Annotated in this window: 13 protein-coding genes and 6 pseudogenes; 12 read left to right on the top strand and 7 right to left on the bottom strand. The window is 64.3% G+C overall.

Features of this window, described 5'->3' with window-relative positions; all coding sequences use genetic code 11:
• Positions 1 to 35 precede the first annotated feature (35 nt).
• Positions 36 to 1,319 (bottom strand): putative bifunctional diguanylate cyclase/phosphodiesterase, encoded by a 1,284-nt coding sequence (locus H0I39_RS09695; protein WP_308645917.1) that lies wholly within the window; start codon positions 1,317 to 1,319, stop codon positions 36 to 38.
• 26 nt (positions 1,320 to 1,345) lie between these two features.
• Positions 1,346 to 2,272 carry a PAS domain-containing protein gene (locus tag H0I39_RS09690; protein ID WP_180550350.1) on the bottom strand — a complete coding sequence of 309 codons (927 nt, stop codon included), beginning with the start codon at positions 2,270 to 2,272 and terminating at the stop codon, positions 1,346 to 1,348.
• Positions 2,273 to 2,334: 62 nt separating this feature from the next.
• Here H0I39_RS09690 and H0I39_RS09685 point away from each other — a divergent pair, with 62 nt between their 5' ends.
• The 11 genes and pseudogenes from H0I39_RS09685 (at position 2,335) to cutA (ending at position 14,462) form a co-directional block, all read left to right on the top strand.
• Positions 2,335 to 2,736: a hypothetical protein gene (locus H0I39_RS09685; protein WP_180550349.1), complete on the top strand. Its 402-nt coding sequence runs from the start codon at positions 2,335 to 2,337 to the stop codon at positions 2,734 to 2,736.
• Positions 2,737 to 3,246: 510 nt separating this feature from the next.
• Positions 3,247 to 4,716: pseudogene (wecB, locus tag H0I39_RS09680) on the top strand (non-hydrolyzing UDP-N-acetylglucosamine 2-epimerase).
• Positions 4,703 to 5,491: a glycosyltransferase gene (locus tag H0I39_RS22030; protein ID WP_257645728.1), complete on the top strand. Its 789-nt coding sequence runs from the start codon at positions 4,703 to 4,705 to the stop codon at positions 5,489 to 5,491. Before wecB ends, H0I39_RS22030 begins: the two are co-directional and overlap by 14 nt.
• Positions 5,488 to 6,831 carry a cyclic di-GMP-binding domain-containing protein, MshE-related gene (locus H0I39_RS22025; RefSeq protein WP_257645727.1) on the top strand — a complete coding sequence of 448 codons (1,344 nt, stop codon included), beginning with the start codon at positions 5,488 to 5,490 and terminating at the stop codon, positions 6,829 to 6,831. Before H0I39_RS22030 ends, H0I39_RS22025 begins: the two co-directional genes overlap by 4 nt.
• A 95-nt stretch (positions 6,832 to 6,926) precedes the next feature.
• Positions 6,927 to 9,734: an NfrA family protein gene (locus H0I39_RS09670; RefSeq protein ID WP_180550348.1), complete on the top strand. Its 2,808-nt coding sequence runs from the start codon at positions 6,927 to 6,929 to the stop codon at positions 9,732 to 9,734.
• Positions 9,735 to 10,022: 288 nt separating this feature from the next.
• Positions 10,023 to 10,520 carry a hypothetical protein gene (locus tag H0I39_RS09665; RefSeq protein ID WP_180550347.1) on the top strand — a complete coding sequence of 166 codons (498 nt, stop codon included), beginning with the start codon at positions 10,023 to 10,025 and terminating at the stop codon, positions 10,518 to 10,520.
• A gap of 111 nt (positions 10,521 to 10,631) precedes the next feature.
• Positions 10,632 to 11,009, top strand: coding sequence for a DUF2334 domain-containing protein (locus H0I39_RS09660; protein ID WP_180550346.1), 378 nt, complete (start codon positions 10,632 to 10,634; stop codon positions 11,007 to 11,009).
• The gene (locus H0I39_RS09655; protein ID WP_180550345.1) at positions 11,009 to 11,554 is read left to right on the top strand and encodes a DUF2334 domain-containing protein; all 546 of its coding nucleotides are present in this window, start codon (positions 11,009 to 11,011) and stop codon (positions 11,552 to 11,554) included. Before H0I39_RS09660 ends, H0I39_RS09655 begins: the two co-directional genes overlap by 1 nt.
• Positions 11,521 to 12,424 (top strand): annotated as a pseudogene (locus tag H0I39_RS24065) (alpha-amylase family protein). The gene H0I39_RS09655 and the pseudogene H0I39_RS24065 overlap by 34 nt, the downstream one beginning before the upstream one ends.
• Positions 12,425 to 12,953: 529 nt before the next feature.
• Positions 12,954 to 14,119 (top strand): annotated as a pseudogene (locus H0I39_RS09645) (aminotransferase class V-fold PLP-dependent enzyme).
• Positions 14,120 to 14,141: 22 nt separating this feature from the next.
• On the top strand, positions 14,142 to 14,462 hold the full coding sequence (cutA, locus tag H0I39_RS09640; protein WP_180550344.1) for a divalent-cation tolerance protein CutA: 321 nt from the start codon (positions 14,142 to 14,144) through the stop codon (positions 14,460 to 14,462).
• 195 nt (positions 14,463 to 14,657) lie between these two features.
• Here the strand turns inward: cutA and H0I39_RS09635 are convergent.
• Positions 14,658 to 16,096 (bottom strand): annotated as a pseudogene (locus H0I39_RS09635) (FAD-linked oxidase C-terminal domain-containing protein).
• A 256-nt stretch (positions 16,097 to 16,352) separates the two neighbouring features.
• Between H0I39_RS09635 and H0I39_RS09630 the strand changes: the two are divergent.
• Positions 16,353 to 16,754 carry a hypothetical protein gene (locus H0I39_RS09630; RefSeq protein WP_180550343.1) on the top strand — a complete coding sequence of 134 codons (402 nt, stop codon included), beginning with the start codon at positions 16,353 to 16,355 and terminating at the stop codon, positions 16,752 to 16,754.
• Positions 16,755 to 17,025: 271 nt separating this feature from the next.
• Here H0I39_RS09630 and H0I39_RS09625 read toward each other — a convergent pair whose 3' ends face one another.
• The 4 genes and pseudogenes from H0I39_RS09625 to H0I39_RS09610 form a co-directional block, all read right to left on the bottom strand.
• A complete protein-coding gene (locus H0I39_RS09625) occupies positions 17,026 to 17,451 on the bottom strand; it encodes a barstar family protein (protein ID WP_180550342.1) in 426 nt (141 codons plus the stop codon).
• Between the two features lie 80 nt (positions 17,452 to 17,531).
• Positions 17,532 to 17,886 (bottom strand): annotated as a pseudogene (locus tag H0I39_RS09620) (guanyl-specific ribonuclease).
• A 207-nt stretch (positions 17,887 to 18,093) separates the two neighbouring features.
• Positions 18,094 to 20,412: pseudogene (locus H0I39_RS09615) on the bottom strand (NADP-dependent malic enzyme).
• A gap of 56 nt (positions 20,413 to 20,468) precedes the next feature.
• Positions 20,469 to 20,714 (bottom strand): DUF2061 domain-containing protein, encoded by a 246-nt coding sequence (locus H0I39_RS09610; RefSeq protein ID WP_180550341.1) that lies wholly within the window; start codon positions 20,712 to 20,714, stop codon positions 20,469 to 20,471.
• Positions 20,715 to 20,995 lie beyond the last annotated feature (281 nt).

Raw genomic sequence — 20,995 nt, 5'->3', positions numbered from 1 at the left:
CCCGGGGTTCAGTCGGCGCGATGACGGCGCCGAGCTCATTCGTGCAACGGCGCGGTGGCTGTGTCGCGGTGCTGATCCATGAATTCTTCGAGCGCGCCGATCGACATCGGCTTGGCCAGCAGAAAGCCCTGGAACAGATCGCACCCGTGATCGACCAGGAAGCGGTGCTGCTCTTCGGTCGCGACGCCTTCCGCAATCACCGACAAGCCCTGGCTGTGCGCCAGCTCGATGATGGCGCGGGCGATGGCGGCATCGCTGGGGTCGGTCAGCACATCGGCCACGAAGCCCTTGTCGATCTTCAGCTGGTCCAGCGGCAGGCGCTTGAGGTAGGCCAGCGAGGAGTAGCCCGTGCCGAAGTCGTCCAGCGACAGCGTCACGCCGAGCTGCTTGAGCGTGTCCATCTTCTCCAGCGTGATCTCCATGCGGTCGGCCAGCAGGCTTTCCGTCAGCTCCAGCTTCAGCAGGCGGGGCGCCACGCGGTGGCGCCGGATGGCTGCGATCACCTGGTCGACGAACTCGGGGTGCCGGAACTGGCGCACGCTGACGTTGACCGCGATGCTGAGCTGCGCCGTCTCCGGTCGTTCCGCCCACGCCGCCAGCTGGGCGCAGGCCTGCTCCAGCACCCAGTGGCCCAGCGGCAGGATCAGTCCGGTGTCTTCGGCGATGGGAATGAATTCGGCCGGGCTGACCGCGCCGCGCGCCGGATGGCGCCAGCGCAGCAGGGCCTCGACACCGGTGACGCAGCGCTGCTGGTTGAACAGCGGCTGGTAGTGCACGCTGAACTGGTCGCCGGCCTGCAGGGCCGCGCGCACATCGGCGCCCAGGGCCGCGCTGGCACTGACGGCCGCCTGCATCGCCGGATCGAAGAAGGCGATGGTGTCGCGCCCCGCGCTCTTGGCCTGGTACATGGCCAGATCAGCCTGCTTGAGCAGTTCGCTCACGCCGGTCGGCTGGGCGCCGAAGCCGGTGACGCCGATGCTGACGGTGCTGTAGTGCTGGTAGTCGCCCAGGTCGAACGGCTCGCTCATGCGTGCCAGCACCTTGGTGGCCACCGTCTTGGTCTTGAGGGCCGCGCTGTGCGGATCGGTGCCGAGGCCCTGCAGCATGACCACGAACTCGTCGCCCCCGATGCGCGCCACGGTATCGGCCTTGCGCACGCTGCGCTGCAGGCGCTCGGCCACGCGCTGCAGCAGCAGGTCGCCGCGCGAATGGCCCATGGTGTCGTTCAGCACCTTGAAGTTGTCCAGGTCGATGAACATCAGCGCTCCGGACTGGCCGGTGCGCTCGCTCTCGGCCAGGGCGGCTTCCAGGCGCTCGATCAGCAGCAGCCGGTTGGGCAGCTCGGTCAGCGGGTCGAAGAACGCCAGGTGGTGGATTTTTCGTCGGCTTGTTTGCGCGCGGTCACGTCGCGGCCCACCGCCACCCAGTGGGTGATCTGGCCGTCGGAAGCGCGCACGGGCACCGCGTCCAGGTCCATCCAGTAGGTGGAGCCGTCGCGGTGCTGCAGCAGCATCTCGCGTCGGCGCACGGTGAAGGTGTCGGGGTGCGCCAGCCCGGTGATGAGTTCGCTCAGGGTGTCGGCGCCCACGCCATGCGCCAGCACGCCAAGCCCCTTGCCCACCACGTCCTTGCGCGAAAACCCGGTCTGCCGCTCGAAGGCATCGTTGACGAAGGCGATCCGCGTCTGGCCGGCATCGCCACCCACGGCCTCGACGATGAGCACGATGTCGTTCAGTCGCGCGATGCCGGTCTGCAGCAGCATCAGCTGCTCTTGCGCGAGGCGCCGCTCGGTGACGTCGCGGAAGTACACCGCCAAGCCTTCGGCATAAGGGTGGGCCCGGACTTCAATCCATTTTTTCAGTGCGGGGTAGAAGTCTTCGAACTCGGTGCGCTCGTTGCGCGCCAGCGCGCCTTCCAGCTCCTCCTGCAGCAAGCCCGGGGTCTGCCCCACGAGCCAGCGATGCACCGGCTCTCCCAGCAGTTCGCCCGTGGTGTGACCCAGCAGCTGCTCGCTTTCGCGGTTGACGTACATGAACTGGCTTTGCCGGTCGAGGGTGACGAAGGCCTCGTTGATGCTGGCGAGCGTCGTCGTCAGGCGCATGGCCAGGCGCACGGTTTCTTCCTGGGCCTGCCGGCGAGTGCTGACATCCTGCACGGCGCCATGTATTTCCAGCACCTCGCCAGCGCTGCTGGTGCTGGCCTCGCCAATGAAGCGCATCCAGCGGCCCGTGGCGTCGGGTGAGCTGAAGCGCACTTCGGTGTCGATGGGCATGCGGTCGCGGATGCATGCCACGAACGCGCGGCGCAGCCCCTGGCTGTTTCGGCGGTGAAGGATTGCAGAAGGTCGTCCAGATTGCGCGGCTGTTGCGCCGTCAGGCCGAGGATCATGGCCGCGTCGGCGCTCAGGGCCAGCCGCCGCGGTGCGACGCTGTAGACCCAACTGCCCATCTGCATGGCCCGCATGGCGCCGCGCAGGCGCGCCTCGAGTTGATCGGCGGCATGGCCGTCTTCCGTCTTCGGGTGCCGGTCAACCGCCTCCGTGAGTTCGATCCAGTGGCTCAGGCGGGCGGCCAGTCGCTGAACCAGCGCTTCTGCGGTTTGATGGGGCCCCGGGTCAGAAAAGCTCAAAACCATCAGCCAACCCAGTTGATCGCCAGCCCGATTGCGCACCGGCGCCACCGCACGCTGCAAAATCCGCCGTCCTGCAATGGGTTCGTCCAGTGTCGGCGCGGGTGACGAGATGAGCTTCGTCCACATGGCCAGGACGCTGTCTTGGTCCTGCGCGTCAATGGGGATCCCGCAGGCCCCCAGCGGAGAGGCTCCGTGCCCGCGCCAGGTTGCAAGCAGATCAATGCTGCATCCAGTGCAGTCGACTCCTGCACCAGTCGCGCGATGTTGTCCAGCGAGGCTTCCCTTCTCGCGGTTGGCGCAGTTCCGCCCCCTGAGACCGGGGGACCTCGGCACTGCGCCTGGGATGTTGCGAGCTGTTCACGTTGACTGGTGAGAATTCAAGATCCCAAGAACTGCGAATCGGACTGTCGCAAATTGTGACACGGGCGCAAGCACGACCTTTGCGGCGCGGTCGAGCCAAGGATCGATCCAATCTTCGAGAATTGTGACAAAGATCACGAATGCACCCTCGCATTGATTGCAACGACTCGAGAGTTGTGCACAAGTGAGTACAGTCGGAACAGCTCATAAGAGCAAGCGACTGGTGTCGGTGCTCGTTTCAGGGAGAGCAAAACAATGAGATCCATCGCAGAACTGTGCAAATGCGCAGATATTGCTGCCCTTCGGACCGCGTTGCAGGAAATGTGTGCGCCGTTCGGTACTGTTCGTCGAATGGACATTCTGACGTCTGTACATGAAGGCAGGCAGCAGGCCATCTGCTTCTTGCGCATGGCGACGCCTGAGCAGGAGCAGGCCCTGATGAGGTTGCTGGGGTCGGTCGCTTCGGCGGCGAGATCGTCTTCGTGGTCGACCTTGATGCCCCGCCACCGAGCGAGGATTCGGGGCCTTCTTCAGCCTGGGCTGATTTCGAGGTGTTGTGATGAGGAATTCCTCCACACACTTCCAGACGGCAAGGTTCCCATCCTGATCGTCTGCGGTACGCGGCCCGAAATCATCAAGCTTGCGTCCGTCTACCATGCGTTGCGGGAGTCTAGTTGGGCCCGCCCGAGTTGGGTACACACTGGTCAGCACGGTGACATGGCTGTACAGATGCTGGCATGCTTCAACGTCAAGCCCGACCATGTTCTGGAGCGGAAAGAGGAATCTCTTCTGGACTTCAGCACAGGTTGCCGGGTGCAACTCGATGCCGTGCTGCGCAGCAAACCCTGGGCCGCCGTGATCGTTCAGGGCGATACCGAGAGTGCGTTCCTGGGGGCACTGTCAGGGTTTTACCACCAGATTCCTGTCGCACACGTCGAAGCGGGGTTGCGAACCTACAACCTGAACCGACCGTTCCCCGAGGAAGGTCTGCGCCAGATGATCGGCCGCATCGCCAGCTTTCACTTCGCGCCGACTTCGCGCGCTGCGAAAGCCCTGGAAAGGGAGGGAGTGTCGCCTCAGAAGATCATGGTCACGGGCAATACGGTGGTCGATGCTCAGTTGTGGGCGTGCGCACAGCATGATATTCGACGCCGTCTTGTCGGGAAGGGGCATCTGCTGGTGACGATGCATCGGCGGGAGAACTGGGGAGCCGACGTGGAGCACGCGTGTGCCGCTGTCGCCGACATTGCGCGGGAATTTCCTCGTTGCCGGTGCTGTTTCCGGTGCACCTGAACCCGATCATCCAGGAGCCGGTGCATCGCCTTCTGGGGGCTGGCCAATATTTGCCTTACCGAGCCGCTTGACTATCTCGCCATGCAGCAAGCCCTTGCCGACGCCTGGCTGGTGCTCAGCGATTCGGGTGGTTTGCAGGAAGAGGCGCCGACGTTCAAGGTGCCGGTACTGGTGCTGCGCGAAGAGACGGAGCGGCCGGAAGTTCTGGACGCGGGCTGCGCGCTCCTGGTCGGCACGAATCGTGACCTGATCCTGAAAACAGTGCGCCGTTTGATGACCGATGACGTCGCCTACAGGCGGATGCAGGCGCCCAGCAACCCGTTCGGCGACGGCACGGCCGGGCTGCAGATTGCCGACCGGCTGGGGTCCGCCCTGTGCGGGGAAGATTCATCCTGCGATCAGCCGGAAGGTCAGGTCAATGTCGTGGCTTGACGTCTTTACAGCCTATCTCTATGGACTGAAAGCCATCGCGATCGTGGTCGCGATCGTCATTTTCATCAGTGGCGTCGATGACCTGTTCATCGACATCGCCTACTGGGTCAGGCGCGCTTGGCGCGCACTCACGGTGTATGCACGCCACCAGCGAATGGACTCCAACGCGTTGTACGCCATCGAAGAGAAACCACTGGCCATCATGGTGCCCGCATGGCAGGAGCATGGTGTCATCGGGCGGATGGCTGAGCTCGCAGCCACCACGCTGGACTACGAGAACTACCACATCTTCGTGGGAACCTATCCCAACGACCCCGAGACCTTTGCCGATGTGGAAAAGGTGCGCAGCCGCTTTCCCAATGTTCACAACGTGGTTTGTGCTCGACCTGGGCCAACCAGCAAGGCCGATTGCCTGAACAACATCGTGGATGCGATTTTCCAGTTCGAGCAGCGGTCAGGCGTTCAGTTTGCCGGGTTCATCTTGCACGATGCAGAAGACGTGCTGTCGAAGCTCGAGTTGCGGTTGTTCAACTTCCTGGTCGACCGAAAGGACATGATCCAGTTGCCCGTCTATCCGTTGGAGCGACCGCTGCTGGATTTCACCGGCGGCCATTATCTGGATGAGTTCGCGGAACTGCACGGCAAGGATATCGTGGTGCGCGAGGCGCTGGTTGGCCAAGTGCCAAGCGCCGGTGTGGGAACCTGCTTCAGTCGACGGGCCATCACTGCGCTGCTGGCGCAGGGGATGGCATTGCCTTTGATACCCAGAGCTTGACGGAGGACTACGACATCGGGTTCCGCCTCAAGCAGTTGGGTATGAGCGAGATCTTTGTGCGTTTCCCGGTGGACGACACCAGTCACCACTCCGACCATCAGACGCCCAAACGTGTGGGGCGCAGTGCCCGTGAGGCCAGCGTGATTTCGGTGCGGGAGTATTTCCCCGATACGCTGGCGGCGGCAGTGCGCCAGAAATCCCGCTGGATCACTGGCATCGTGATCCAGGGTTTCCGCACTTTGCGCTGGACCAAGAGCGCGCCGCTGAACTACTTCCTGTGGCGTGACCGCAAGGGTGCCATCACGAACTTCGCCAGCTTTCTGGCCACGCTGCTGGCGCTGCAGTTGATTGCCATTTGGCTTTACCAGCGTTGGGTGCCGGACAGCTACAAGTTCCTTTCGATCTTCGAGGGTGACCGGTGGTTCGTGCTGCTGCTTCTCGTCAACCTGGTGCTCATGTTCAATCGCATCTTGCAGCGGATTTTCTTTGTCACCAGCTATTACGGTGTATTGCAGGGGCTGTTGTCGGTGTTGCGGTTGATCTGGGGCAACTTCGTGAACTTCCTGGCCAACTGGCGCGCGGTAGCGCAGGCACTGCGTGCCAAGGATCTGCGCCGAATGGCCTGGGTGAAGACGGATCACGACTTTCCTTTGCTGGGAGAGGGTCCGCGCCAGCGCCACCCGCTGGGACGGATACTGGTCGATCAAGGGGCGCTGACGGAGGAGCAATTGCAAGCTGCCTTGGAGAGACCCACGCGCGGCCTGCGCTTGGGCAGCGCGCTCGTTCACCGAGGCGTGATCAGTGCCGATCAGTTGGCGGCGGCTGTGGCGACTCAGGGCGAGGTGGACTGGGAATCGATGGACGGACGACCACTCGATGAGCAGGCGGCGGCACAGGTACCAGCGTCCATTGCGCTGCGATATGGCGTCGTGCCGCTTCGCGAGGACGGGCGTACCTTGGTCTTGGCCAGCGAGGCGACCATCGATCCGGTGTCTTTGGCGGCGATCGGGCGCAAGTTGAAACGACCGGTTCGCTATGTGATCGTGCCAAAGGGTCAGGTCACCGTCGAGTTGCGGCGGCTATACGCTCGTCATGGTTCCGAACCAGCGCAGGAACTGCTCGAATCGGCTGTGCGCGAGCAGCGGATATCGGTCGACAACGCCAGGTCGTTATGGCGCCACTACGTTTCTCGACAGCTTCTGCTGGGGGATGTCTTGATGGCTGTCGGCAGTATAGACCCAGCCGCGCTGGGAGCGTTGCTGCTGCGCCAGAAAAACCGAAACCAGTCTCGGCGAATTTTTGGTGCGCGAAGGTGTGCTGACATCTGGGGGACTGGATGAGGCGCTTCAGCTTCAGAAGCAATTGCAGGTGACGATGTCCCATCTGCTCGGGCAAGTTGAACCGGAGCGGGCGCATGGCACAGCATAGGCAATCGATGATGCGTACCTCTCACATTGTTCTCTTCACGCTGGCACTCGGGCCGCTTGCAGCCGTCTCACAGGTTGTGGAGCTGGGTCCGGAGATCACGCCGTTCCAGCGTTTTCAGCTCCATCCTCATCTCGACAAAGCCTTCGAGGCCATGTCTCGAGGCGATGGGCGGCGGGCCATTTCGGAGTTGGAGCAGGCCCATCGACTGGCGCCCCAAAGTGCGGTCATCGCACTCCATCTGGCGACCGCTTACAGCCGCTATGGCGAGGCGCAGAAGGCCGAGGCATTGCTGAAATCGCAGGTCAAGCGCAACCCCGGGGATCGGCGCTTGATCGAAGCCTTGCGCGGTCTGGAGCGGGCGGTCCCTCCAGTGCCGGCGCTCGCGCCGGCCTCCGAGCCCACGGCGGCTGCTCCAGTCACCGAGACAGCCCCAGCGGCTGCACCGAAGTCTGCGGCGCCGACAAAGTCGGTTGATGTAACGAGTTCTCCGGTTCCGTCTCGTGCGACACCGCGGCGCCCGGCTCAGCGCCCGGCATCGACGCCGCGACAGCGGCATGGAACCGGTCTGGTGCAGAAGACCGCACCGGCCGTCCCGGGCTATGCAGCCGCCGCCGCGGCTTATGCAGCGGTCGACAGGGGTGAGACCAGGGTAGCCCTTCAGCATGCGCGGACTGCGGCGCAACAGGCGCCAGATAACGTGGAGTACCAACGCCTGCTGGTTTACCTGCTGTTGGAGAATGGTCACGATGTCGAGGCGGCAGCCACCATGGCGCAGGTCGAGCAGCAAGCGAATCTGCAGGCTGATCCCGCGTGGCGAACATTGCACGAGAGCTTGCAGCAGCGCCGTGCCTGGGGTTATTTCGACCAAGCGCGCCAGGCGCGTAGCCGCGGCGATCTGGTAGAGGCCGTCCAGCGTGCCCAGCAGGGACTGGAGCAGATGCCCAACGTGCTTGCACACCGCCTGCAGTTGTTGGGCTTGCTGCTCGAAGGTCAACAGTACGCGCGTGCCGAGCAGGTGGCCAATGATGGATTGGCGGTTGCGGACCATGCTTCGCTGCGTGTTTTGCGCGCCGCCGCGTTGCAGGCCCAAGGGCGCACAGGTGAGGCAGCACAGGCATTCGATGCCGCGCTGACCATGCCTCACTTGACGCAGCACGAACAACAGAGCTATCGGATCATCGCCGCCGACGCAGCGCTCGCGGCCGGTCAACCTGAGCGCGCGCAAGTCTTGATCGCACCGCTCGGCGCGGGGACAGATCCGGGCGTTCTTGCCCGCCAGGCCGAGGTGGACACCGCGCTGAGGCGTGTGATTTCGCCTGCATCCCTGTACACGGCGGCGTTGCGCTTGCCCATGGTGAACTGTTTCGGTTCCGCCTATACGCCTGGGTGCGAAATCTGGCCAGGCCCCAATCCTGCAGACCCCGCCAGCGAGATCGCGCAGGCTGCATATCGAGCTTACGCATCGCGTGACTATGCGGAGGCAGCTGAGAAGGCGGGGCAGGCCATGCAGCTTAACCCTGCGCACCAACCCTATCTCCTGCTGCGCCTGCAAGCCCTGATATCGGGTGGCAACACGACCCAAGCCATCACGGAAGCTGACCGCTACCTTGAGAGTCGCCCCAGTGCGCCCGAGGTCTTGGCTCTACGTAGCCGCTTGCGGCAACAGCTTGGGCAGACCGAGGCGGCATCTTCCGATGCGCGGGCCGCTTTGCAAGCCGGCCGATTGTCGCTATCCAGTGAGGTGGATCTTCTGCTGCAGGAAGGGCGCCGCGACGAGGCTGCAGCGCTTTTTGCCGAAGCTGTATCGACGCCGGCCCTGCGCCAGAGCACGGATCCGGATCTGGCTTATCTGGCGACACGCGTTGGTGACGACCGCACCGGGTTGGATGTCTTCAATCGTGCGCATGCGGCAGGCAAGCTGCCCAGTACGTCATTGCAGGATGCCGCCTATACCGCCACCCGCATGGTCGACAACGAACGATCCATGCTCTATTTTCGTGAAGCCATTGACGCAGCTGAAGCAGGGCGTCTGCAACTCAGCTCTCGACAGAAATTCGCCACACGCAGAGAGTTGGCTGACCGTGAGCGAACGTGGGGCGTCAATGCTTTGCTCGGCTACCGCGGCATGTCGCCGGGTTCGGTGGCTGCGCAGCCTGGCGCTTACAGCGACATCGCTCAATTGGTGGGCGAAGCGTACTGGCGGCCGCAGGGCTACAGGGATGGCAGCTTCTGGGAGGTGTACGGAGGCTTGGCGCAAACCATTTACAGCAAGGATGGTGGGCCGAGAGGTGCGGAAACGATGCAAGGGGCGCTGGGGCTTCGGGTCAAGCCCTTGAGAGATCACAATCTGGTGCTGGCGATCGAGCGACGCATCAAGATCGGCTCCCTCTCGCACAACGACTGGCTGGTGCGTGCCGGTTATTCCGGCGGATTTGGCACCGATCTGCGCGTCGACGTGCCGCACTGGAATACATTGAACGTGTACGTGGAGGCCGGTCGCTTTCTGCGGCGCAAGCAGGACTACCTGACGTTCGAAGCTCAGGCAGGACGCAGCTTCCGCATGGGCGATCCGGATGCACGCTGGGTGCTGTTTCCGCACGCAGTGCTGGGTGTTGATTACAACTCGTGGCGTACCGCTGCGGGCTACAACGGCGCGGCGGGCGCGGGCATCGGTCTGGGTGCCCGTTACTGGTTCCGCGAAGACAAATACCACGCACCGCGCTCCTACCTCGACCTGTCGCTGCAGCATCGCTGGCGGCTGGCGGGCGACGAGCGCGGCAAGGGGTGGTTTCTGCGCGCTGCGCTGGTGTATTGACCGACCCGATTCTTGCCAATGACGACGGCCTGACCATAGGTGTCGGGCCGCAGGAGAGCACATCGTGATTCAACGCCTTCTTCGATACGCATACCTGCTCATGGTTATTGCCCTCACCGCCTGCGGCGGTGGGTCTGACCCTTCTACAGCCAGCCACCCGCTGGGCCGGGCGGCGGAGCGACGCCGCCAGTCTTTCCCTTCGGCACCAATGTGCCCGTGCCACGCGCGCCCGTTGCGGCACTTCCTGCGCCCGTTCGCACGCCTCCTGCCGGACCGCGGGTGTTGATCTTGTACGACGAACCTGAGGACAACCAGTACGCCAGGCTCGGGCGCGGCTTCGGGATCATGCTGCAAAACCTGCTGGGCCATTTCGACGCCGAAGTCCAGGCTATCCCCGTCCAACAGTATCGCAACGGCTCGGTCAACGAGTACCACACCACGTTCTATATCGGCTGGGCCACCGGACAGACTGTACCCACGAACTTCCTGAGCGATGTCAGCAGAACCAACGCGCGCGTGGTGTGGTTGCGCAGCAATCTGGAGCAGATGAACCTGCTCGACGGTTTCTCCACCAGGTCACGCTGGGGCTTCGTTCCCTGGGGCAGCCGCTTCTTTGACGCAGGGCCAACCCCTGCCGGCAGCGTGCCCAGCTTCTTCAGCACCGTCTACTACAAGAACCTCTCGTTTCAGAAGCGTGCCACCATCTATGAGGGGAAATCGCTGCCGATCCGGAAGTGTTCATCACCGAGGTCACCGACCGCACGCGGGCGCGGGTGCATGCGGTGATCGGTAATCCAGCAACTGGAGCCACAGCGCCGTATGTCCTGCAATCGGACAACTTCTGGTTCGTCGCCGAATCTGCCATTCAACTACATCCATGCCCGTGACCGGTATCTGGTGTTCGCCGATCTATTGCACGACATGCTCGGCGTCGACCATGCCGAGTCGCACCAGGCCATGATCCGCCTGGAGGATATTGATGCCAAGGTTGATCCGGACAACTTCAAGCCGGTCGTCGACTATCTCCATGCACGCGGCATCCCGTTTTCGATGGCCACGATCCCGCATTACAAGGATCCCTATGGTTCGCAGAACAACGGCGTGCCCACGGACATTCCGTTGGCCGAGGCCACCACCCTGCGCTTGGCGCTGGATTACGCGCTGGCGCGGGGCGGCGAAATTGTGCAGCATGGCCTGAGCCATCAGTCCGATACCTATCGCAACGGCTTTCCCGGCACCGGGGGTCAGGCCTTGACTACGAGTTCTGGGACGTGATGCGCAATGCCCCCATGGCGGGCGATTCAGTGGCCTGGGCACTCAATCGCGTCAACACCGGGTTGCGTCAGTTCCTCGATCTCGGGTATCAGCCCGTCGCCTGGGAAACCCCTCACTACCATGGTGCGCCGTCCGTCCTGCAAGCCGTTGAACAGGTCTACCAAACTGCCTACCAGCGCCACACCTATTACACCTCCGGCACCCCCAACCTCACGCCAGGCCTGGGTGCCGACTTCGAGCTGTGGCAGTTCTTCCCCTACGTGATCGAGCGCGATATTTACGGTCTGCGCGTGCTGCCGGAAAACCTAGGCAACCTTCAGTACTACCAGTTCGGCGTCGAGGAGGAACTCACGGCACAGGATGTGGTCCGCAACGCCGAATACGCTCGGGTTGTGCGCGATGGATTCGCCTCGTTCTTCATTCACCCATTCCTTATCGGTGAAATCACCGGCGGCCGTGGCATGCGCGATCTGCAGGAGATCGTGACAGGCCTCGAGGCCCTGGGCTACACATGGACCTCGCCCAGTCGCCTCGACAATCGCTAGGAAGGGCGCGTGCCCTGACACGTCGCACGGTGCTGGCCACGGCTGTCGCTGTCACAGCGTCGGGAGCGTGCGCTGGTCAGCCAAGTTCGGCCGCGCGCCGTATCGACGGCATCGTCTGGCAACTCAGTCGTCAGACTCTGCGCCCCCGTGGCGGATGGGAGCGCTTAGGTGTCAGACGGTTGCTGGTCCAATGGTCGGCCGTGGATGGTCAGAGCTTTGTCGAAGGCGCAGGACTTCCGCTGATTGGCCCGGACTTGCCTGACTGGTACCGGATCGCCAGTGAACCCTGGGCGCGCGACGTCATTCTGGGCCTCTCGGGCCTGCACGACGAAGCATGGTCACGTGCGTCGCTGAAAGAACTGGCGGCGCAATCGCGCGCGCTGGCGCTGGCTGCAGCTCCCTTGCCGCTGCGGGTCAGCGGCTGGTATTTCCCCGCCGAGGTCGACCCTACCTGGGCGGGCCCCGAGTTGCTTGCCGAGGCGCTGCGCGAGCTGCCGCGCCCGCTGTGGATCAGCGCCTACGACAGCGCCAACCTGGGTCCCGGCGCCCTGGCCGACTGGATCGAACGCTGGTTGCCACGCGACGTGGGCGTATTCTTTCAAGACGGCGTGGGCGTGCATGCGCGCACCCCGAGGTGGCGCGCGACTATCTTGTGCACCTGACACGCCGACTGGGGCCCTCCCGCGTGCGCGTCATCGCGGAAGCCTTTCGCCCGGCCCCTAACGGGGGTTCCGCAGTGCCACGGCGGACGAATTCCTGCCCCAGATCGACGCCTACCAGGCATGGCCGATCTATGCTTTTGACGGTCCGCACTACCTGGGTGATGAGCGAGTGCGTGAACTGGTGGCGCGTGGCGTGGGTCCTGGCTAACTCTGCCTGAGGCCGCCAGTCCTCGGCCACCACGCATGAGCCCTGGGCCAGTTCACTCGACGCGGCAGAGGGGAGGGGTCGTCTGACACACAGCAGGATGACGGTCGACTCGCGGTGGGGCAGTGCCGCACCCGCGATGAGGGGGCACGAAGCAAAATCCGGCTCGCTGTCGAGCAGAAACACCATCCAGCAGAAAGACTTGGATGCACAGGTGGCCGTCGTCCACGAGCGGCCGTGCCTTGGCAGCCTTGCCGGCACCTGCCGTCATGGCGACACTCAGCATCAGCTTCACGTTCAGACCGAAACGCCGCACAGCACGAACACTGCGCGGGGCCAAGCTTGTGGGCGGGCTATTGTCGAAAAACTGACGCCGATGCCGGCAAGCTCACTACTGGCAGGGCAGAACCAACCGGAGCGGAGAAGGGCAGGGCACCGATTTCCATGAGTGCCGCGAAGGAGCGCTCTTGCGTGTAAAGTGAATCGTTTGAGGCTGGCACACTGCCAGCTGTGCCCCACCAAGGAGACTGCCATGCCCGGCCTTTTGCCCCACATCGATCCCGACGGCCTGCTCGAATTTTCGGTCGTCTATACCGACCGTGCCCTGAACCACATGTCCAAGAAGTTCCAGGGCGTGATGAAAGATCTCTCCAGTCTGCTGAAAGAGGTGTATCACGCCGACGCCGCCGTGTTCGTGCCCGGCAGCGGCAGTTTCGGCATGGAGGCCGTGGCGCGCCAGTTCGCCGACGGCCAGAAGGTGCTGGTGATCCGCAACGGCTTTTTCAGCTTCCGCTGGAGCCAGATTCTGGAGATGGGCAAGCTCACCGCGCCCGCCAACATCACCGTGCTCAAGGCGCGCCGTGCCGGCGATAGTCCTCAGGCGCCGTGGGCCCCGCGCCCATCGACAAGGTGGTGGCCACCATTGCGCGCGAGAAGCCGGCGGTGGTGTTCGCCCCGCACGTGGAGACGGCCAGCGGCATGATGCTGCCCGACGACTACATGCGACAGGTGGCCGAGGCCACGCACGCCGGCGGCGGCCTGTTCGTGCTGGACTGCATCGCCTCCGGCGCCATGTGGGTGGACATGAAGGCCATCGGCGTCGACGTGCTGGTCAGCGCGCCGCAGAAGGGCTGGAGCAGCTCGCCCGCCGGCGCCATGGTGTGCCTGTCGGAGCGCGCGCTCAAGGTGATGGAAGGCACGACCAGCACCAGCTTTGCTGCCGACCTGAAGAAGTGGCACCAGATCATGCAGGCCTACGAAAACGGCGGCCACGCCTACCACGCCACGTTGCCCACCACAGCGCTGGTAGAGCTGCGCGATGCGATGCAGGAAACGCGGGACCGCGGTTTTGCGACCGTGCGCGAGCAGCAGATGGCGCTGGGCCAGAAGGTGCGTGCGCTGCTGACGTCGCGCGGCATGCCTAGCGTGGCAGCAGAGGGCTTCCAGGCACCGGGCGTGGTGGTCAGCTACACGACCGACCCCGATATCCAGAGCGGCAAGGCCTTCATCGCCCAGGGCCTGCAGACCGCGGCCGGCGTGCCGCTGATGTGCGACGAACCGTCGGATTTCCGCACCTTCCGCCTGGGCCTGTTCGGGCTGGACAAATGGGCGGATGTCGACCGCAGTGTCGGTCAGCTGTCCAAGGCACTGGATGCGATCGGCGTGAATGCTATAAATAAAGAAGCTGTCAGCGCTTGATGGACAGGCGCTGGAAGCCGATTTGACCAATATTCTTCTGGTCCTCGCCAGCGTCGGCACGCGCGCCGATGCCGACCGGCTGGCGCGCGCCGTGGTCGAGCAACGCCTGGCTGCCTGTGTGCACATCGAAGCCATCGACAGCGTGTACCGATGGAACGGTGCCGTGCAGCAGGAACCCGAATTCCGCCTGCTGTTCAAGACCACACCCGAACGCAGCGCACCACTGCAGGCTGCGCTGCGCGAGCACCATCCTTACGAGCTGCCGGCCATCGTCTGCCTGCCGGCGCAGGCCAGCAGCGAATTCGCGGCCTGGGTGGCTGCCGAAAGCACCGCGCCGCAGTAATTCCAATTCCAGATCAAAACTGCCATATCTTGTCATTCCGGCGCAAGCCGGAATCCAGACGGCGTGTGCGGAGAAACATGGATCCCGGCCTTCGCCGGGATGACGGTGGTTGACGCATTGAATTGGAAATGGAATAAGCCGCGTTCCAAACCAAGCCGATGAAGACGCAGCGTGTTCGCTGCCGCCAACGCTGCGTCAAAACCGCTCCAGCTCGGGAAACGGCAGCCGCCCGGCGCGCACCAGCATCTTGCCGTATTCAGCGCAGCGGTTCAGGGTCGGAATCACCTTGCCGGGGTTGAGCAGGCCCTGGGGATCGAAGGCGCGCTTGATGCCAAACATCTGCTCGTTCTCCTCGGCAGAAAACTGCACGCACATCGAGTTGAGTTTTCGACGCCGACGCCGTGCTCGCCGGTCACGGTGCCGCCCATGGCGACGCTGGTTTCCAGGATGTCGGCGCCGAACTGCTCGCAGCGGCGCAGCTGGTCGGGGTCGTTGGCGTCGAACAGGATCAGCGGGTGCAGGTTGCCATCGCCGGCGTGGAACACGTTGACGCAGCGCAGGCCGTACTTCTGCTCCATCTGCTGGATCGCTAGCAGGATGTCGGCCAGGCGCTTGCGCGGGATGGTCGAATCCATGCACATGTAGTCGGGGCTGATGCGGCCGCTGGCGGGGAAGGCGTTCTTGCGCCCGCTCCAGAACTTCAGGCGCTCGGCTTCGGATTCGCTCACTGCAATTTTGGTAGCGCCTGCCGCTGTCAGCACCTGCGACATACGGCCGATTTCCTCTTGCACTTCTTCCGGCGTGCCGTCGCTCTCGCACAGCAGGATGGCGGCGGCATCCAGGTCGTAGCCCGCGTGCACGAAGTCCTCGACAGCGGCGGTCATGGGCTTGTCCATCATCTCCAGCCCGGCGGGGATGATGCCGGCCGCGATCACCGCCGCCACCGCGTCGCCGGCCTGCCGCACATCGGCAAAGCTGGCCATGATGCAGCGCGCCAGACGCGGCTTGGGCAGCAGCTTGACGGTGACCTCGGTCGTCACCGCCAGCATGCCCTCGCTGCCGTTGATCAGCGCCAGCAGGTCGTAGCCGGGCGCGTCGAGCGCCTCGCTGCCGAACTCGATGGGCTCGCCCTCGATGGTGAAGCCTTTCACCTTCAACACGTTGTGCACCGTCAGCCCGTATTTCAGACAGTGCACGCCGCCCGAGTTCTCGGCCACGTTGCCGCCGATGGTGCAGGCGATCTGGCTGCTCGGGTCGGGCGCGTAATACAGGCCATGCGCGGCGGCCGCCTCGCTGATGGCCAGATTGCGCACGCCGCACTGCACCTGTGCCGTGCGCGCCAGCGGGTCGATCTCGAGAATGCGGTTGAACTTGGCCAGCGACAGCGTCACGCCACGCTCGTGCGGCATGGCACCGCCCGACAGCCCGGTGCCCGCCCCGCGCGCCACCACCGGCACGCCCAGGCTGTGGCAGGTTTTCAACACTTGTTGAATCTGTTCGTAACTCTCGGGCAGGGCCACCACCAAGGGCCGCTGGCGGTAGGCGGTCAGCCCGTCGCATTCGTAAGGCGTGGTCTGCTCGTTGCTCCACAGCAGCATTTGAGGCGGCAAAAAGGCCTGCAGCGCTTGAACCAACTGCGCCTGAAGCTCTGTTTTTGTAGTGTTCGAGAGGGGTGCTGGGCAGTATCGGTATCCACGGGGCGGCTCTTGAATGCGTTCAGCCCACTATAGGGCATGGCGCCGCGGTTCGGCCGTGCGTCACCGTGCTGTAGATCGGCGCGGCGAGAATGGCCGGGCCGGTGTCAGGGTGCCGGCGCCGCGCCTGCATGGGTCGGCGTGTTGGAGTCGAACAAGCAGTGTGGTGCAGCGATTGAGTGCGATGAAACGATGGGTGGCCTGCGGGCTTGTGTGGGCGGGCGGTGCAGGCGCGCAGTCCGCCACGCCCCCGTTGGTGTATCCGGACGAATTGCTGCCGACGCGGATGGTGTTGTGCCAGCGCGAGGTGGGCGCGGTGGAGCGCGACCGCAAGGGCAAGCTGCGCACCTGCCTGGCGCGTCGCCTGGAGGGCGAACGCATCGTCGAACGCAACTGCAAGCGACAGGCTGGCGGCGTCAGCGGTGTCGCCGCGCGCACCCAGGCACAGCGCGACTGTGAGCGCCAGGCGCTGGCCGTGCCCTCCACCGAGTTGCCGCGCCGGCCGCCGCCACCGCCGCGGCCCAGGCCGGCAGCGGATGCCGTCACCGATGCGAAGCCTTCGGTGTCGACGCCGCAACCTGCAGCGGGCGAGCAGTAGGCGGCAGGCGTGCGGCGCCTCCAGCAAAGAAAAGCCCGCATGCAGCGGGCTTTTCTTTCTGATGGGCAGCGCGGAGGCTGTGCCGCGTCAGGCAGCGCTCAACCAGTACCCGGCGTTGAACGGGCTGCTCATGCGCAGCGCCAGCGGGAGATGTCCACCAGCTTGTCGGTCGGCATCTTTTCGCTGCCATCCACCTCGATGTTGTCGGCGGGCGCGGTTTCGCCCTGGGCCTCATTCGCCCGTTCTGCTTGGCCAGCTGGTGCAGAACGGGCTACCGAAAAGAATAGAAGCACCTGAACGGTATCTTCCGGTCGTTCCAGTAGTCGGCGGCGTCGCGGAAGATGTCGAGCAACTGCTCGCGCGCTTCCTTGTCGAATTTGGCGGTGGCCGGGATCTGTTCCAGCACGACGATGAAGCCAGGCTGCGGGCCGCTCTTGTGCAGCGGATCGGTCATGCAGTCGTACAGCGCGTCGAAGTTCTTGCCGAAGTGTGCCGGGAAGGTGAACTGCGCGGCGATCATGTCCAGCACGTCCTGCTTGGTCTGCGCGTTGGCCAGGTTGGCGTACAGGAAATGCTGGCCGAGCTGCGCCGCCGCATCCTGCAGGTCATGCACGTGGAAGGCCCGGATCGATTGCACGATGTTGGTGCGCACGCCCTTGAGCGGCGTTTCCTGGGGCGGGCGTTGGGGTTGATCCATCTCCGCTGCTTTCTCTGAAGTCAATAACCGGTTTTCGCCCGGCGCGACGGCCGGAGCGGGTTGAAACTGTTCGAATGCTTTCATTGCACGATCTTCCTGAAGCTCGAATAGTGATCGCTCGTGTACCAGCAGGCATCGGGCGTGGTGCGCCGCTTGCCGCCGCAGACGATGCGGCGGGCGCCACGGTCGCGTGCCCCGGGGTCTCGACGGTGTATTCGCGGTAATAGCCGCGCCGCTCACGCGGCAACAGGCGCTCCCGGTTGCCGAACACCGATCCGTCCTTGCCGAAGGGAAACGGGCCACCTTGCAGGATGAGCTGATACGTCTGCTGGCCCTGCCTGGGAGATCCGCCACCGCGACGGTCGGCTCGGCGGTCTTCCAGGGCATGTCGCGCGCTTCAGCCACGCTCCCCAGAGAGAGCGCGACCGCCAGCATCGGGACTGCCAAAAAGACCGAGGTGACCGAGTCGATCGGACAGCATGCGATGCCGCTGTTCGCAACATGAAAAACACCTTTCGGAAACCTCCGGGTTAACCCGAAAATTCCAAGGCGGTAGTGTGACGCATGGGCCACGAAAAAGCAAGCGCTTGCCTAAAATTCAGGCAATGCGAACAGGGGCATGCACGCCTGATGAGTGGGCGCTCACTGATTCGATGAGGCCGGTGTGTTGGCGTCTGCCACGGCCAGTGCCGTCATGTTCACGATGCGGCGAACGGTGGTGCTGGCCGTGAGAATATGCACGGGTTGGGCGGCCCCCAGCAGAATCGGCCCGATCGCGATGTTGCCCCCGGCCGCCACTTTGAGCAGGTTGTAGGCAATGTTGGCCGCGTCAATGCCTGGCAGCACCAGCAAGGTGGCGTCGCCGCGCAGGCTGCTGTCGGGCATCAGGGCGCGGCGTTGCGCGGCGTCCAGTGCCACGTCGCCGTGCATTTCTCCGTCCACTTCCAGCCAGGGGCCTGCTCCTGGATCAGGGTCAGCGCTTCGCGCATCTTGACGGCGCTGGGCAGGTTGGACGAGCCGAAATTGAGTGCGACAGCAGCGCCGCCTTGGGCTTGAAGCCGAAGCGCTGCATCTCCTCGGCCGCCATGATGGTGATTTCGGCCAGCTGCTCGGCGCTGGGGTCGGCGTTGATGTGCGTGTCGACCATGAACACCTGGCGGCCGGGCAGCATCAGGCCGTTCATGGCGGCGTAGGTGCGTGCCCCGGGTTTCTTGCCGATCACCTGGTCAATGTAGGTCAGGTGCATCTGGTTGGTGCCCCAGGTGCCGCAGATCAGGCCGTCCACGTCGCCCGAGCGCAGCAGCATGCAGCCGATCAGCGACAGCCGGCGCCGCATCTCGATCTTGGCGATCGGCACCGTGACGCCCCTGCGCTTGGTCAGCTCGTAATAGGTTTGCCAGAAGCCGCGGTAGCGCTCGTCGTGCTCGACGTTGACCACGTCGTAGTCCACGCTCTCCTTCAGCCGCAGGCCGAATTTCTCGATGCGCTGGGCGATGATGGCCGGGCGGCCGATCAGCGTGGGGCGGGCGATGCCTTCGTCCACCACGATCTGCGCGGCGCGCAGCACGCGCTCCTCCTCGCCCTCGGCGTAGGCCACGCGCTTCCTGGTGGCGCTGCGGGCGGCGTCGATGATGGGCTTCATCGTTGTGCCCGAGGCGTAGACGAAGGTCTGAAGCCTGTCGCGATAGTCGTCCAGATCGGCGATGGGGCGCTGCGCCACGCCGCTGGTGGCGGCGGCCTCGGCCACGGCGGGCGCGATCTTCATCATCAGGCGCGGATCGAACGGTTTGGGAATCAGGTATTCCGGCCCGAACGACAGCGTGTGCCCCGCGTAGGCGCGCGCCACCACCTCGCTCTGCTCGGCCTGGGCCAGGTCGGCGATGGCGTGCACGGCGGCGATTTCCATTTCCTTGGTGATCGTCGTCGCGCCGCAGTCCAGCGCGCCGCGGAAGATGTACGGAAAACACAGGACGTTGTTGACCTGGTTCGGATAGTCGGTGCGCCCGGTGGCGATGAGTGCGTCATTGCGCACGGCCTTCACGTCCTCGGGCAGGATTTCGGGGTTGGGGTTGGCCAGCGCCAGCACCAGCGGGCGCGGCGCCATGCGCGCCACCATGTCGGCTTTCAGCACGCCGCCGGCCGACAGGCCCAGGAAGATGTCGGCCCCGTCGATCACCTCGCCCAGCGTGCGCTTGTCGGTGGCCTGCGCATACACCGCCTTGTCGGGGTCCATCAGCTCGGTGCGGCCTTCGTAGACCAGGCCGTGGATGTCGGTGACCCACACGTTCTTCAGCGGCACGCCCAGCTTGACCAGCAGGCCCGTGCAGGCCAGCGCCGCGGCGCCGGCGCCGCTGACCACCAGCTTGACCTGGTCGATCTGCTTGCCCACCACCTTGAGCCCGTTGACCACCGCCGCGCCCACCACGATGGCGGTGCCGTGCTGGTCGTCGTGGAACACCGGGATCTTCATGCGCTCGCGCAGCTTGCGCTCGACGATGAAGCATTCGGGCGCCTTGATGTCCTCCAGGTTGATGCCGCCGAAGGTCGGCTCCAGCGCGGCGATGATCTCGACCAGCTTGTCCGGGTCCTTCTCGTCGATCTCGATGTCGAACACGTCGATGCCCGAGAACTTCTTGAACAGCACCGCCTTGCCTTCCATCACCGGCTTGCCGGCCAGCGGGCCGATGTCCCCAGCCCCAGCACGGCCGTGCCGTTGGTGATGACGCCGATCAGGTTGCCACGCGCGGTGTAGCGGAAGGCGGCCGCCGGGTCCTTGACAATCTCCTCGCACGGCGCGGCCACGCCCGGCGAATAGGCCAGCGACAGCTCATGCTGGTTGACCAGCTGCTTGGTGGCCGTGACGGCGATCTTGCCGGGCACCGGGTGCTCGTGGTATTCCAGCGCGGCGCGGCGCAGTTCGGCGCGTTTTTCTTCGCCGGCGTTCTTGTCGGTGGGGGTCATCGCTCGCTGGTCCTGTGTCTCTTCGGGTGCGTGGGATTCTAGGCCTCGGGCGACATTCACGCGGGTTCTGGCGCGGCTTCGACAGCGCCGACGGCCGGTGCGGCCTCGCGCCGGGCCCAGGCCTTCTCGTGGAAGAAGAAGGCCACCGCCTGTACCGTGGGCTCCAGCAGGCTGAGCGTGATGGCGGTGATCGCGTCGCCCGTCACCAGATAGGCCACCGCCATGGCCACCGTGATGTGCATGACGTAGTAGCTGGCGGTTTTCTGCAGGGTGAGCCGGTGGCGGCGGGCAAAGCGGGACATTGGGAACTCCTTGGATACTTCATCAAATGATAGTCATTCTCATTTAAAAAGGCCAATCGACTTTTCCGAAGGCGCCGATAGCCCGTGCCGATGGGTGGCGCGGCCGCTTCACGTTGCCATGCGTATCATCCGCCGAGTTTCACCCCGCGGAGGCAGACATGGCGCTGATGGATTTCATCGACAAGCCATGTATCGGCGTCGGGCCATGGGCCGAGCACGGCGAAGACACGCTGGCCTGGCAAGCCAGAAAACCGTTGTGAACTGAACGCGTCGGAGTCCGA

Source organism: Ottowia beijingensis (genome assembly GCF_013423955.1).
Taxonomy (GTDB): Bacteria; Pseudomonadota; Gammaproteobacteria; order Burkholderiales; family Burkholderiaceae_C; genus Ottowia; species Ottowia beijingensis.
The sequence above is the reverse complement of the archived record's forward strand: the minus strand, read 5'-3'. Positions and strand labels throughout refer to the sequence as shown.